This window comes from Sphingomonas sp. Leaf10 (assembly GCF_001421245.1).
Classification (GTDB): Bacteria; Pseudomonadota; Alphaproteobacteria; order Sphingomonadales; family Sphingomonadaceae; genus Sphingomonas.
The window spans coordinates 112,707-126,296 of record NZ_LMKE01000011.1 but is presented as its reverse complement, the minus strand read 5'-3'; the positions used below and the strand labels follow the sequence as shown (position 1 = coordinate 126,296).

The 13,590-nt window shown below is 63.3% G+C and carries 14 protein-coding genes; 3 read left to right on the top strand and 11 right to left on the bottom strand.

From position 1 onward, the window contains the following. On the bottom strand, positions 1-449 hold a 449-nt coding region (locus ASE59_RS10065), incomplete at its 3' end, for a TonB-dependent receptor plug domain-containing protein (RefSeq protein ID WP_235515717.1). 143 nt (positions 450-592) lie between these two features. Then, positions 593-868 (bottom strand): DUF3253 domain-containing protein, encoded by a 276-nt coding sequence (locus ASE59_RS10060; RefSeq protein ID WP_235515716.1) that lies wholly within the window; start codon positions 866-868, stop codon positions 593-595. 200 nt (positions 869-1,068) lie between these two features. On the opposite strand from ASE59_RS10060, the gene ASE59_RS10055 reads away from it, so the two are divergent. Continuing rightward, entirely contained in the window at positions 1,069-1,374 is a 306-nt protein-coding gene (locus ASE59_RS10055) for a hypothetical protein (protein WP_056455663.1), read from the top strand. 192 nt (positions 1,375-1,566) lie between these two features. Here ASE59_RS10055 and ASE59_RS10050 read toward each other — a convergent pair whose 3' ends face one another. The 7 genes from ASE59_RS10050 to ASE59_RS10025 form a co-directional block, all read right to left on the bottom strand. Continuing rightward, a complete protein-coding gene (locus tag ASE59_RS10050; RefSeq protein WP_056455661.1) occupies positions 1,567-2,052 on the bottom strand; it encodes a hypothetical protein in 486 nt (161 codons plus the stop codon). A gap of 132 nt (positions 2,053-2,184) precedes the next feature. Then, entirely contained in the window at positions 2,185-4,896 is a 2,712-nt protein-coding gene (gene mobF, locus ASE59_RS10045) for a MobF family relaxase (protein ID WP_056455659.1), read from the bottom strand. Further along, a complete protein-coding gene (locus tag ASE59_RS19785) occupies positions 4,896-5,642 on the bottom strand; it encodes a hypothetical protein (RefSeq protein ID WP_156360006.1) in 747 nt (248 codons plus the stop codon). Before ASE59_RS19785 ends, mobF begins: the two co-directional genes overlap by 1 nt. A gap of 459 nt (positions 5,643-6,101) precedes the next feature. Then, on the bottom strand, positions 6,102-6,260 hold the full coding sequence (locus ASE59_RS19780; RefSeq protein ID WP_156360005.1) for a hypothetical protein: 159 nt from the start codon (positions 6,258-6,260) through the stop codon (positions 6,102-6,104). A gap of 580 nt (positions 6,261-6,840) precedes the next feature. Further along, positions 6,841-7,038 carry a hypothetical protein gene (locus ASE59_RS10035; RefSeq protein ID WP_056455656.1) on the bottom strand — a complete coding sequence of 66 codons (198 nt, stop codon included), beginning with the start codon at positions 7,036-7,038 and terminating at the stop codon, positions 6,841-6,843. Between the two features lie 371 nt (positions 7,039-7,409). Then, entirely contained in the window at positions 7,410-7,781 is a 372-nt protein-coding gene (locus ASE59_RS10030; protein WP_162235294.1) for a hypothetical protein, read from the bottom strand. 51 nt (positions 7,782-7,832) lie between these two features. Beyond that, a complete protein-coding gene (locus ASE59_RS10025; protein ID WP_056455652.1) occupies positions 7,833-8,636 on the bottom strand; it encodes a hypothetical protein in 804 nt (267 codons plus the stop codon). Between the two features lie 436 nt (positions 8,637-9,072). On the opposite strand from ASE59_RS10025, the gene ASE59_RS10020 reads away from it, so the two are divergent. Continuing rightward, a complete protein-coding gene (locus tag ASE59_RS10020; RefSeq protein ID WP_056455683.1) occupies positions 9,073-9,633 on the top strand; it encodes a sigma-70 family RNA polymerase sigma factor in 561 nt (186 codons plus the stop codon). Next, entirely contained in the window at positions 9,626-10,309 is a 684-nt protein-coding gene (locus ASE59_RS10015) for an anti-sigma factor domain-containing protein (RefSeq protein WP_156360004.1), read from the top strand. Before ASE59_RS10020 ends, ASE59_RS10015 begins: the two co-directional genes overlap by 8 nt. A gap of 16 nt (positions 10,310-10,325) precedes the next feature. Here the strand turns inward: ASE59_RS10015 and ASE59_RS10010 are convergent, their stop codons facing one another. After that, positions 10,326-12,755 (bottom strand): ABC transporter permease, encoded by a 2,430-nt coding sequence (locus tag ASE59_RS10010; protein WP_056455650.1) that lies wholly within the window; start codon positions 12,753-12,755, stop codon positions 10,326-10,328. Positions 12,756-12,777: 22 nt separating this feature from the next. Further along, the gene (locus tag ASE59_RS10005) at positions 12,778-13,530 is read right to left on the bottom strand and encodes a GIN domain-containing protein (RefSeq protein WP_056455649.1); all 753 of its coding nucleotides are present in this window, start codon (positions 13,528-13,530) and stop codon (positions 12,778-12,780) included. Between the last annotated feature and the right edge of the window lie 60 nt (positions 13,531-13,590).

Here is a 13,590-nt window from a genome sequence, read left to right as displayed (position 1 = left end):
CCCGCCGGTCCTTTCAGAACCTCGATCCGCTCGGTCGTGGCGGGATCGCGGGGCGGTGCCATGCCGCGATTGGCAAGAAAGCCGTTCAGATAATATTCGGCCCCGCCGTCCGGCGTGCCCAGAAAGCCGCGGACCGCAAAATTGTCGATCATGCCGCCGCGATTATTCTGCTGGCTGAAGCCGCTGACCAGTTCGAGCGCATCGCTCAGCCGAACGGTTCCTGCCGCGTCGAGAATGTCACGCTCGATCGACCGGCTCGACTGCGACATGCGTTCGGTGACGCGATCGGACGACAGTGTGCGATCGGTGGTATTGCGGGTGCCCAGCACGACGATCTCGCCCGCATCCGGTGACCGGTCCTGTGCCATCGCAGGCAGGGGAAGCAGGCCGATCGCGAGCGCTTGGATCGACAGGCATGGACGCAGATCGGGACGAAGGGATAAGGACATTGCGGCTCCGAAATACACACATTCGTGTTCTGTGATGTTGCAACGTCTCATAGAAGGTTGTTGCTGCAGCGCAACGGCGGGATATTCCGGTTCTGCCGGCAGACACAGGTCGGGGGGTATCGGGCATGGCCGGTCGGGCCTGCTTACCTCACCGCCCGCGCGATCCGGTACGGGCCGGTCCGCGTCGCCAGCGCCTGTCCTTTCCAGCGCAACCGCACGCGTTCCTCGGCCAGCAGCCGGTCGACGCCACGATGGACGACCGGCATCAGGTCACGCCATGCCGGCGCGCCCGGATCGGAAGCGGCCATCGTGCGGGCGACTTCGCTAGGGCAGACCGTCGCATCGACGGCGCGGGCGGCAAGCAGCGTCAGTGTCTTGGCGCACGCGGTCGTGACCGGATCGGATATCGGTTTCATCATTCTTCGACCTCCCTGCCCCGGCACTTTGTAAAATTGCTAATTGATGGCTATTTTTCCCGATCTAAGGTGGCAAATTTTGCAAATAACGCGCATGATCTGGTATATACCATTGTTATAAAATGATTTTTTAATATGGCACGGTTGCTGCATCTCCCTTTCCATATCCGGAAAATTACCGAGATGAACAGGGAGATACCATCATGACCGCCATCCGCTTTGCTACGTCGATCGTCCTCGGTCTGGTTGCCAGCACCTCGGCATTGGCCGCCGAACCCAACGCCGCACCTGCCACCGCAACGGTTCCGGTAACCGTCGCCGCAAGCCTGCCGTCGATCGTGACGCTGGCCGCCGGCCCCGCCGCGATCGCCTACAAGGCATCGCCCAACGCCCGCTATTGCTTCCGTACCGAAGTGACCGGATCGCGTATCGCGCGCAAGCTGTGCAAGACCCGCAGCGCATGGGAAGCGACCGGCGTAGATCTCGACGGGGCACTTGCCGGCCGGTAATCTGCAAGCTCCGCCGCCTGATCGGGCGGCGGACGATGTTTGAGCGACCGGCCGCCGGGTCAGCGGCAGCGAAGCGCTGACCCCAGCCATCGAACGCTCCCGTACTGCGAAGGACGTCAACCGACGCATGCGGTTGTGGTAACCGTGATCGGCAGCCACCTGCGCATCCCGCACGTCCAGCGGGACCGAGCCTTACAAACCCAACCCCATGTCGCGCGTACGACTTATTCCCGATCGATCGATTTCGAGCTGTCGCTCGGGAACCTGCTTTCCGAGCGCCCGCTCCAACCCGGGCTGCCTTTCCATGCGTTCGATCAGCCGCTCCATCTTGCGGTCCGCTTGCCTGGTCGCAATCTGACCGACCGCTGCGGCGCGCTCCGCTGAAGCAGCGCGCCAGTCGGCGACGAAACGGGCGGAATTATCGGGTCCGTCACTACTACGCACCCGTCCTTCATCAACCCATGCACGCCATGCCTCGTTCGTCCGGCCCGCTGCGATCTCAGCGGCAAGATCGGGGGTCCGGTCGAGTACGACACGCATATCCTCGGCACCGCCTGTTCGCAGCTGATCGAGCATGTCGGCACCGGCATGCATCGCGCGCACGTCACTGCGCTCGGGCCATTTGCTGTTGCAATGCGCGACTTCGACGGCAACGAACGCTCGGGCGTATGAGGCCACCGCCTCAGCTTCCTTCGATGACGGATCAGGTAAACGGATCGGGATTTTACTCGAAATCGGGTTGTGCCCACTTCCCTGTCCCCGCACGTCGCTTGCCGCGGTCTTTTCACCTGCCTGCCTCGCGGCCACCTTCTACAAACGCCGACCATCGTCGACGACAAACGTTACCCCCTCGCGCATACGCGTCGCCAAAACCCGCAAAAGGCTGGTCGTGATAAGCTTGCCCTCTCGGCTATCCGCTGCGACGATCCCCAAATCGCTGGTCGCACCTTGGGCGGCATGGGTGCTTGTCGCGTACGCGAGATCGAGCCGATTGAGCATCGGATCGCCACGTTCCAGTCGCAGCTCGCGTCCATCGGACGTAGTAATGGTGAGTGCGTCGGGAGCGACCCGCAGCAGTCGGGCGGTATCGGCATTCACCAGCCCACGATCGGGATCGGTTGCTGTCCAGCGCAACGGATCCCCCGCGTAAAGGATGATGTCCTGCCTCTCGTACACCCTTACGAAGTCGTCGACCCGATTGGCGGCGAGTTTCCCCGGTCGGAATTGTTCGATCCCGCCATCTGGACGGCGCAGGCTGACGATCGGACCCTTCACATCCACTACAACCGCGAAGCCGGGACGGATCCCCTGGGTAATGACGCCACGACTGAACTCGACGATGCGATCGCGGGGGTAGTGCTCCGGGAGACGCTGTTCCTCACGGGTTAAATGTACCGGAGAGAGCACCTCAAACTTAGCACGCATCTGACCGAGCTCGCCAGCTGCCTTGCGGCGGCTTTGAACTTCATCGTTGATTGCAGCGCGCAACTGCCGACCGGAGGCATAGATACCGGTGCGTTCGCGGTCTTGCGCCGACAACGCCATCCAGCGATCAGCGACCACCTGGGCGGCGGTACCAGGGGCTTCAATGGTGTCAGCCTTTAGCAAATGCATCAGGCGCGGCACATCGCCAGCCTGTGCAGCGGCATGGATGTCGCGCATCCTAGGCGTCGTTGCGCGGACATTTTCGTCCATGACCGCAGTTCGAAGGCCGGCACGCAGAATGACATCGAACGGCTTGCCCGCCTGCACCGCACCCAGTTGCTTGCGGTCGCCGACCAGCACGAGACGATCGACGCTGTGTGCTTGGGCGACGTCGACCAGACGCTCCATCGTGCGGTTATCGATCATCGAAGCTTCATCGACGATCAGCATTGCACCGCGGAGCGATGTACTCGGTCGGTATTCGTACTCTCGCAGAAAGGAGGCGATCGTACGGACCGCCACACCGGTATCGGCACCGAGCCGGCGGGCGACACTGTTCTGGACAGCGAGGCCGATTACCTGTCGTCCTTCGGCCTTCGCGATCGTGACGACGGGTTTCAGCATCGACGACTTGCCCGCGCCTGCGACACCCTGCACGGCTACGACGCGATCTCGGCCGGTGAGGATAGCAGTTGCAGCAACCAGCTGCCCTTTGTTGAGGTTACGGTTCATCGCCGTGACCGCAGCCTGCTGAATACGCCTGCCTGCATCGTCAGCGGGAATAATCATGGGTACGGCATCTCGACCAGCATAAACGCTGGCGATGATGTTGCGCTCGGTGCCAAGAGCCTGACCCGTCGTCATCATCAAGCCGTCATTGTCAGCGATCAGCAATCCACGCGTCGCGAGCATGGCAATACGCTGTTCGACCGCGGCAACAGCAACCGGCGCGCCCATATCGAGCGCCACCTTGAGTATGTCACGCTCCGGGAACGCTGCTTCGCGTTCGCCAAGATGGCGGACAGCGGACGCAACGGCATGCGCGGCGACGAAGGCATCGGGACGCAGTCGTCCGGCGCGTTCGGGCACCAACGGATCGCGTCCCGGACCGATGCGAATGCCCAGCCTTTCGGCGAGCGCGATCCCTTGCGCAGCGATGCCGCCAGCACCTCGAACGAGACGTTCCCAGACCGTCGTTCGGCCGGACGCGATATCCCTTGCAACCGACACCATCGCCGACAGATCAATACCTGCGGCCTGCGCCCGCTCGCCCCACTCCGCGCGCAGCATATCACGATCGATATCGACCGGCTTGGCGGCTCGCGTACCCAGCGTTACCGCTGATCGGGCTTCGGGTGTCCGGTGCAGCATTTTTGCCATGCCGGCATCGATTTCGGCCGACCGGATGGAGAACCGTTCGATCACGTCGCGAGGGATGCCCACGATCTCGAATTGACCGTGTTTCGCGACCCGCTCAGTCACATAGCCGAGCCGCTCGACAGCCAAGCGCAATGTCGCGTTGTAAACCGATGCGGAAGCCGTGTAGCCCGCCCATAGCGCGTCGTTGTGAAGTGCCCGCCAGCTACCGTCAGGCGCCTTCGTCACATTGGCTATAACGGCATGGATATGTGCTTGTGGATCAAGGGCGCGACTGGTGTCGTGCTGAAACAGCGCTACGACCAGATTGCCGCTCTTAATTACCTCTTGTCGACCATCGCGGCTGACCCGTGTTTCGGCAAGGTTGGCCTCCATCCAGCGAAGGGTCGTTTTGACCGCCGACATGTGCGCATCAAGCAGCCGGGTATCACCACCGACATAGGCCAGCAGCGACATCGATTTCGGTGCGGAGAATGTGAAATCGAGACCCGGACGATGCTTGCCGTTGGCTCCCGCACAGATAGTCACGCCATTTGGCAGTTTCCCTGCAAGGATTGCCTCGAATTGCGGGTGATCGACCCGTCCTTCCAACCCTAGTGCGTCGGCCCCCTGCCCCGCCCACAGGCTCGCTTCGGTAGCCTGTCCGTCGGTGTAGTAATTGTCGGTAGCATAGTAGCTTGCGGCCCCCGATGCGGAACGGACAATGGCCGGGGTCAACATCAGTCGACGATGCCTTGTCCGACCTCAATCGCGCGCTTGCGACTGGGTACCAGTATCTCGCACTTTGCGAGCCGGCGATAATCGGCAAAGCCGTCGGCACGGTTTGCACAGTTTTTTACCCGGTCGGAGTTGTTGGCCACTTGGTTGGTTGCGTTCCAGTGGCGCAGCGGTCCTGCCCGTTTGCTGTAATGCTCGAACAGAATGTTGGAGGCGGCAATGCCATTTCCCGGTTGGCCTAGCACTACCGAACTGATGGCTGCTGCACCGAAGCTATTCGCGGGCACGAGCATCATGCCCAGCAACGTCGACAGGACCCCCACTGCCGCCCAGCGTGTCTTGTCCGAACCGACCGACGGATAGCCTGCTGGTGTCGACGCTCGATCGGACCGAAGATCATGGGATGGATGCGCACGAGTATCAGTTGGTTCGTCATGCGATCGAACCATGTTTGTCGACGGCGCGACCGTTTTGCCTGCGGCCGGTACGGCGACGATCTCGGTGGACGGTGCTGCCATAATATTCGCTGGCAACTGCCGTACCGGTTCCCCGGTCGCCACATCGTCGACCTCTCGCACTACAGTCCCGGCTGCCTTTCTCTGCGCCTCATACTGCAAGCCGAGCTTGGCAAGCCGTAGCATCATCGCTGATAGATCCTCGCCAGTCCGCTGCTTTTCTGCTTCGAAGATCTGCCGATCCTCCCAGGACATCGTGACCGAAATCTTTTCCTTACGGGGGCCGGCACTCACGCGCCCTCTCCCTGTGCGATCGGGAAGTCCGTTGGGCCATGCCGTGATGTTATCCGGCCTGCGGTGGAAGGGGTTGAGTCACTTGTCATGCTGCTGCTCCTGCTTGCGCCGTCCACACCCGAACGAGCCCCGTCTTCTTAATATCGAACGATAGAAGGACAGCAGCGGCAGGGAACACAAGATCATTTTCGCGTAATCTCGACGTCATACGCCGTATGACGTCGGACGGATGAAGCTTACCAGCGTATGACGATATCATATTCAAATGATATCAAACTCTTGCCTTTGCTGAACACAGCGTGATGTGTGCCTCTCCCCTTTGCCGATCCTGATCACGACTGTCCCAAAATTGGTGACCTTGATATCGTTTTTGGGATCCCGCGGGGCCTCCGGCCGGCGTGATAGCCGGCCAGCACAGACGGTTTCGGTTGCATCTACGCAGGCAATTGGCAGCCGGCGTCATTCGTCGATACTATGACCGAGATGACCTTTTGCTGTGGCACCTTCGCGAACAGCTGGATCGTCGCTGTAGAGGTCAATTAGCCACAGCCGAATTTTAAACCGGCAGCGTAATGGCACGGGCAAGCTGTTCCAAACCGAATGCAGCAATGTCGCCATCTCTGTATCCTTGCTCGGTTCGATCAGTGTCATCCGGGTCGTTCAGCCGCCGATCTGCAGTTGTACGCGCCATGTTGGATTGCCAGACGGGGGGACCACTACAGATGGCTGATCGGGCACCGCTAAATCCACCCCGTCGACCGCTGCCAGCAACTCGTTGCGCCATCTCAATTTCATGTCGCGGAACGTCCCTACGCGCTCGTTGGCAAGGCTCGGATCCTTCCCGATCTGGCTCCCTTCGAGACAGGCCAATCAGGGTCGCCGTCCAGTGCTTCCACGGTGTCGGTTATTGGTCTCCCATTCGGGTTCCCCTGCCCGCTTCGGCAGCCGCTGGGTTCGCCCTACGTTCGGCTACAAATGGATCGATGATTTCGCGTTCGGCTGTGGACCTCACCGGGCCAAACCAAAGGACGCCGCTAAGCCCGGTCTGCGCTTTGTCGAGTGGCGCTTTATCGGAGAGTTTCGTAGCCTGGCCGAAAGTTGCGCAGTGACCAATGGCGATGCCGATTGCACCGCAATGTACGGACAATCGGCAGTCGGTAGAAACGGGGCAACGCCAGCGTGACGTCAGCCCTTCCAGTCAGGCTCGTTTCGCTCGTTCAGCGCACTCGACAATGTCGAGAAATCGATCGGTTGCAAAGCCTGCGATATCGTCCGCCTTACCATGGCCGGCCGCTACCAGCGCCGCCCGGACCAGATGTTCAAACCGCCCAGATTGTGCTTCCGTCTCGAGGCTGGCGATCATGCCATACGGCATGTTGACGATGATCGGGATCATCCATTCTCCCGATGCAGTCTGCGGCGGATAACCCGGCGTTGGCCTAGCCCATTCGCTGCCGGCATAGCGCCAACGAGGATCCGTCTTAGGGTCGGCAGATCCGTATGCCGGCCTCTCGTCGATAGTAGCTTTGGGAACAAAGTCGCTGATGTCTGAGCGATGCGTCATAAGTTTTTCCTTTGGGTGGCGCGAACGGCGCGCAATGGGCCGGGGGAAGGTCAGCGATCGTCACCGGACGTCCTTGTGGTATTGCACCTCAAGAGCGGTGAACCATCCTGCAACACCGAACACGATCCCCTCCCTGGCGTGCCGGTTCTCCTGCTTCGTGTCCGGTTCGGGGGCGTCGCGTGGATCATACCCGGTTTGCACCATCACAACCGTATCGTGCCGCCGCTTTCACGCTGCTCGTCGAGCGTTGCAAATCGATCCGATCGAACGCCTGCAATATCGTCCGGCGTACCGTGACCTGCTACCACCAGCGCGGCTCGGACAATGTCGCCAATTTCGCATGCTTGTGCTGTCGCTTCCAGGCTGGCGAGCATCGCGTAGGGCAGATCGACTATGACCGGGATCATCCATTCTCCGGCAGCAGTGCGCACCGGAAAACCGGCGGTCCCGGGTACATTCCATTTACTGCCGGCAAAGAGCCGACGCAGATCGGTGGCGGGGTCGCTCGACATACAGGGTGATGGATCGGACGGGCTATCGGGAACAGGCCGGTTGGGGCGCGGATGAATAGTCAAAAAGCTTCTCCTTTGGACGATATAAAATCGCAGAATATCGGGACTGAAAGGTCAGAGACCGTAGGTGCAGAGGGCGGGTCCGGGACGCGTCAGGACGGTGCGTTTCGACCAGAAGGTCGACTGCCCATTTGGAGTCGGGCGGACTGGCGACACGGCGATTTCAACCATCGGTCCACGGACCTGAATGACGGTGCCGCAGTTCGTTTCCGTGCCGACCACGATGTCCTTTTGGAAGGCTTCGTTCGCCCGCTGCTCAGCGGCGTAATCCGCCAGGATCGCCGCATCTCGCGCTTCGAACAAAGCGGCCGTACGGATACGCTCAGGTCGATAGGCATAGACGGCGGTCCGGTTCGGCTGCAGCCAGATCTTGCTGAGCAGTTGGCTGCCCATATCACCTTTGGTCACCACCTCGGTGGTATCGAAGGTGATCGCCACGAAGCCACCCATCACCTCGGACGGACTGCGCGAACAGACTGCGGACAGCCCCGCCCAGAAATGCTTGTAAACGCGTCGTGGCATTTTGCTGCGTAACACGCGTTCTTTGAAATCAAGCGCGACGTCGCTGCCATCAGCTTCGATACGGCCGCCCTTGGCAACGCATTCCTGCTCAAACGCCGCCTTCGTCCGTTCCGCTGTCGCCGAGCCGTTGGCGGTGATCTTTTCAGAGAAGAAGCGATAGCCGACCACCTCGCTCGCGTAGTGCATCAGCGGATAGATTTGCGGCGACGGATCGGAAGGACTGGACCCGGCCGTCTTCATATTGATGTCGCCACCGATCGTGGTCAAAAAATCGGCGACGCCTGCCACTTGGGCCGCATCCGCCGGTGCCACGACCAGCAAGGCCGTGACGATCATCGTAGCTATCGTCGAAGCACTTGGAACCATACCCACCCCCATTATCGTCTGGAGGCGGTCTCCGGCCTGCGAGCCGGGTGTTAGGAACCCTGCATTGCACAAGGCGCCGCCACCTTTAGGCGGTGCCTTGGACATGCGTGACGGCCACCCGGCCAACACCTGTTGTCGACCGGCTGCAATGACCTGAGGTTCCTACGCCTCACCTCCCGGGACGGACCGGGCGGCAGGGGTTCGCTATCATGACATCGGCTCGATTAGGAAGAGCGACGTCCGGAATGTTTCGAAGGATGGACCGTACCAAAGCCGGCGCGCCCACAACGGACGTTGTTGGCACGCATGCGGGCGTGTAGGCGTCGATCGATGCAAGACGGGCCGTGTCATGCCGGCACCCCGTCGATTGCCCATTCGCCTGACTTAGGCATCGATGCGGGACGTGATGACGAACGCTCTCGAAGAACGCGTCCGATTGTACGAAATGCTCGAACGGGTCGGGGCGGAGGACCGCGACGCGCTCGGCGATCTGTATCGCATGACCTCGGCCAGGCTGTTCGGCATCTGCCTGCGCATCTGTGGCGATCGCAGTTCGGCGGAGGATGTGCTGCACGAGGTGTACACGATCGTCTGGAAACGGGCCGCTGGGTTCGAAGCGGGTCCGGCCAGCCCGATCGCGTGGCTAGCGACGATCGCGCGCAACCGGTCGATCGACTGGGTCAGGGCGCATGGCCGGCGGACGATGCGCCCGATCGAGGACGCGCTGGACGTGGCCGACGATACGCCGGACCAGACGGTGGCGGCGGAACAGGCCGAAACCGCGCGACGGCTGTACGAGTGTCTCGAGGAACTGCATGCGCCACAGCGCGACGCCATCCGCACCGCCTTTGTCGACGGCATGACCTATGCCGAGATCGCCGATGCCCGTGGGATACCGTTGGGAACGATGAAAAGCTGGGTGCGCCGCGGATTGTTGCAGTTGCGCGGGTGTGTCGGCGATGACTGATCCCGATCCCGACATGATGGCGGCCGAGTACGCGCTGGGCCTGCTGGAAGGTGCTGAGCGTGCCGCGGCGATGCGGCGCTTGCTGACCGATCCCAATTTCGCGCGCGAGGTCGAAGGGTGGCGGCACCGGTTCGCTGCGATGTTCGACGAATATCGACCGGTCACTGCGCCCGCGTTGCAGATCGACCGGATCGTCGCCGCGCCGGTCGCCGCCCCCGCTCCTGTGCGATCCGGGTTCCGATGGGCGTTCGTGCCGTTGGCTGCTGCGATCACCGCCTCGGTGGCGCTATTGCTGCCCCGACCCGCGCCGGTGGTCCCGCCGCCGCCGGTCGCGCAGCCGCAACCCACACTACTGGCGGCGCTGACGCCCACCGACCAGCGCGGCACGCCGATTGCCGCCTCGATCGACCTCGTCCGGAACGAGGTGCGCGTCGTCGCCCCCGATCTGGCCCCGGCGGACAAGGACGCGCAACTGTGGATCCTCCGCGATGGCGTGCCGCACGCGATCGGCCTGCTCGCCCGTACCGGCGCGACACGCCTGCCGCTACCGGTGGCCGAGCGCGCCTTGCTGAACGCCGACACAGTGCTGGCGGTATCGATCGAGCCGCTGGGCGGCTCGCCCGAACCGACCCCGACCGGCCCGGTCGTCGCCAGTGGGGCGCTGGCGCGGACGTAGCGCGAGCCCGCCCTCCTCAATCGTGCCGCAAGGCCCAGGCCGGCGCCGCGCGGCTTGCGCGGAGCGACTGGCCGAGCACGGTCAGCACCGCGACCAGCAGCGCCACCGCGGTCGCGCCGGCGAAGAACAGCGGCGACAGCGGGATCGCGTCCTCGAACCCCGCCAGCCATGTGCGCATCGCGAAGAAGGCGAGCGGCCATGCGACGAGGTTCGCGATCAGGACGGGGCGCAGGAACTGCCCGACCAGCAGCTTGACGATGTCGAGCGACGACGCGCCCAGCGTCTTACGGATGCCGATCTCCTTCACCCGCCGCTGCGTGTTGAACGAGGCGAGGCCCCATAGCCCGACGCAGCCGATCAGCACGGCGAGGCCGGCGCCGATCCCGAACAGCCGCGTGGCGCGGTCGTCGGCTTCGTAGAAGTCGGCGAGACGTTCATCGGCGGTCTTGGCGTTGAACGGCACCTGCGGCACCATCCGCTGCCACAGCGCCTCGACGCTCTTCATCGCGGTGCGCGGGTCGCCGGTCGTCCGGATCGTCGTGACCGACGTACCGATTTTTTCGGGCAGGCGATAATAGAGGTAATAGGTCGGCGGCAGCGCCTTTCGCGGGGTGTCGAAGCGCATGTCTTCGACCACGCCGACAATGGTGCGCGGGCGATCGCCGCCGACCGTCTTGCCGATCGCGGCCTCGGGACTGGCGAAGCCCAGCGTCGACAGCGCGCGACGATTGATGACGATATTGAACCCCTTCGACTGATCCAGCGAAGACAGATCGTCCTTGCCATAGGCATCACCGAACCACCGCCCGGCCAGCAACCGCGTACCATGGGTTTCGAAGAAGCGCGGGCTGACCAGTTCCCATTTGAGGGACGGTCCCGGTCCGGCGACACCGGGTAGCGGCACGTTGTCGCTGTTGTAATCGCCGCTACCGCCGGCCGCCGCATTGGACACCGTCACGTCTTTGACCTGCGGCAATGCGCGGAGCGCGGTCAGAATCGAGGGCAGGCGATCCTTGGGCACCGCCGAATCTGCGGTCGATTGCAGCACGATCAGGGATTCACGCTGAAAACCTACATCGGTCGCACGGACATGGCGGGTCTGCGCGACCAGCACGGCGGTGCCGATCATGAAGGCGATGGCGAGGCCGAACTGGGCGATCACCAGCAGTTCGCGGATGCGCGTGCCCGCGCGCCCGCCGCCGGGCGAGCGCGCCGAGGCGAGCACGGCGGCGGCCGGAAAGCGCGACAACAGGATCGCAGGGTACACCCCGGCCAGTACGCCGACGACTGCCGTCAGCATTACCAGCGCCGGTACCACGACCTCATATGGCAGGGTCAGCGACAGTCCGCCTGCGGCATTGACTAGCGGCAGTCCCAGCTCGGCAAGAATCAGTCCGCCCAGCGCGGCGATGGCGACGGTCAGCACCGCTTCGCCCAGAAACTGGCGGATCAGCGTACCGCGATCGGCGCCCAGCACCTTGCGCATCGCCACTTCGCGTGCGCGCAGACCGGCGCGGGCGGTGGCAAGGTTGATGTAATTGACTACTGCGATCAGCAGCGTCAGCACGCCGACCAGCCCCAACGTGACAACGGTCGTCTTGGCGCTGCTGCTGTCGTTCCCCTGCGGTTCGAGATGCAGGTCGGCAAGCGGCAACAGGCTCAGTTGCTGCACCGACGACGGTTTTTCACCGACATCGGCCAGTTCCTTGCCGCGCCGGTCGACGAACGCGGTCAGCTTGCCTTCGAACGCGCGCGCGGAGGCGGGCGTATCGAAGCGTAGATAGGTCTGCAGGTTCGTGCTGCCCCAATGATACCAGTTTTCGGTTCCCATTTCGCGGGTGAGCGGCACCAGTACCGACAGCTTCAAATCGGTATTCTTGGGCAGGTCGCGGAATACCGCCGCCACACGATACGTCCGCACCTTGTCCATCGACAGGACCAGCGTTTGCCCGATCGGATCGCGGTTGCCGAAATAGGCGCGCGCGGTCTGTTCGTCGATCGCGGCATTGCCCGGCTGCGCCAGTGCGGTCGCGGCGTCGCCCGCGACCAGCGGCAACGGGAATATCCGGAAGAAATTGGAGTCAACCTGCGCCGCATCCACCGGCGTCGCGCGTCCATCCGCCAGAATCGATCCGGCATTGCCGCCGCCATTGATCCGCGTGCCGACGACGCCCGAAAAATCTTCGCGCATCTGGTCGATCAGCCCGCCCATCGTCCAGGCAAAGGTGCCATTGATCGGGCTGTTGGCTAGCGTCCACGTCGTCTGCACGACATAGGTCTTGTCGGAATCGGGCAGCCATTTCTCGAAACTGGTCTCGAACCGGACATAGAGACCGAGGATCAGGAACACCGCGATCCCGACGGCAAGGCCGCCGATATTGAGCGCGGCATAGAGTTTGTGGCGCACCAGCGAGCGATAGAGCGACAGCAGCGTGAAGCGGTTCATGGCCTTCCCCCTCTTGTCCGGATTAGCCGCAGGTGACGCGGGCCATGCCGCTCTTGGACACCGCGCATTGCGGGCGGCCGGTGACAGTCACAAGGGCGATGCCGCTGGCGTCGATCCCCGCCGGGCCGTTCACCTGCGCGCGCACCGATCCGGTGCCGCTGGCATCGACCGACAGCGCGGCGGTGGTGAGTGTCGAGGTGTCGACATGTCCAGTCCCGCTGGCATCGATCGCCAGCGCGTCGGCCCGGCCATCGGCGACGATGCGGCCGGTGCCGCTCAGGTCCAGCGACAGCCGCGATGCCCGCACCCCGCGCAGCGTCGCGGTGCTGGTGCCCGATACGTCGATCGTCGCACGCGTCGCGCGCAGGCCGTCGATGGCGAGGGCGCCGGTGCCGCTCATCCGCGCCTCGAACGACGGGGTGTCGAACGCGGCGATGCGGACCGATCCGGTGCCGCTGGTGTCGATCGCGCTCAGGCGCGGCAGGGTGATGGTGATGTTCGCGGCGGGCTTGTTCTGGCGGCTGTCGCAGCTGCCCTTGGCGCGCAGCAGGGTCAGGACGCGGCCGCGCACCGCGACGCCGATCGCCGCCAGCGACCCCGCCTGCCCCTGCGCGCTGACTGCGAAGCGCGCGCCGAAGGTGATGGCGACATGGTCGCAGCCGCGCACGTCGATGCGGTCGAAATCGGCAGCGGCGAAGCTGCGCGTCGTCACCTGTGCCAGCGCCGGGGTCGGCACGGCGGAGGCGAGCAGGGCGAGGGTGAGGAGCGGTTTCATGGGGAATCTCCGGTCGGGAGGGAATGGCTCCCCTCCCTGACAAGGGAGGGGTTGGGGGTG

Bases quoted from the DNA above. Each gene is read 5' to 3' on its own strand.
- ASE59_RS10020 (WP_056455683.1), top strand. From the start codon at position 9,073: ATGACGAACGCTCTCGAAGAACGCGTCCGATTGTACGAAATGCTCGAA.
- ASE59_RS10025 (WP_056455652.1), bottom strand. From the start codon at position 8,636: ATGATCGTCACGGCCTTGCTGGTCGTGGCACCGGCGGATGCGGCCCAA.
- mobF (WP_056455659.1), bottom strand. From the start codon at position 4,896: ATGTTGACCCCGGCCATTGTCCGTTCCGCATCGGGGGCCGCAAGCTAC.
- ASE59_RS19780 (WP_156360005.1), bottom strand. From the start codon at position 6,260: ATGGCGACATTGCTGCATTCGGTTTGGAACAGCTTGCCCGTGCCATTA.
- ASE59_RS10015 (WP_156360004.1), top strand. From the start codon at position 9,626: ATGACTGATCCCGATCCCGACATGATGGCGGCCGAGTACGCGCTGGGC.
- ASE59_RS10005 (WP_056455649.1), bottom strand. From the start codon at position 13,530: ATGAAACCGCTCCTCACCCTCGCCCTGCTCGCCTCCGCCGTGCCGACC.
- ASE59_RS10035 (WP_056455656.1), bottom strand. From the start codon at position 7,038: ATGATCCCGATCATCGTCAACATGCCGTATGGCATGATCGCCAGCCTC.
- ASE59_RS10010 (WP_056455650.1), bottom strand. From the start codon at position 12,755: ATGAACCGCTTCACGCTGCTGTCGCTCTATCGCTCGCTGGTGCGCCAC.
- ASE59_RS10060 (WP_235515716.1), bottom strand. From the start codon at position 868: ATGATGAAACCGATATCCGATCCGGTCACGACCGCGTGCGCCAAGACA.
- ASE59_RS10055 (WP_056455663.1), top strand. From the start codon at position 1,069: ATGACCGCCATCCGCTTTGCTACGTCGATCGTCCTCGGTCTGGTTGCC.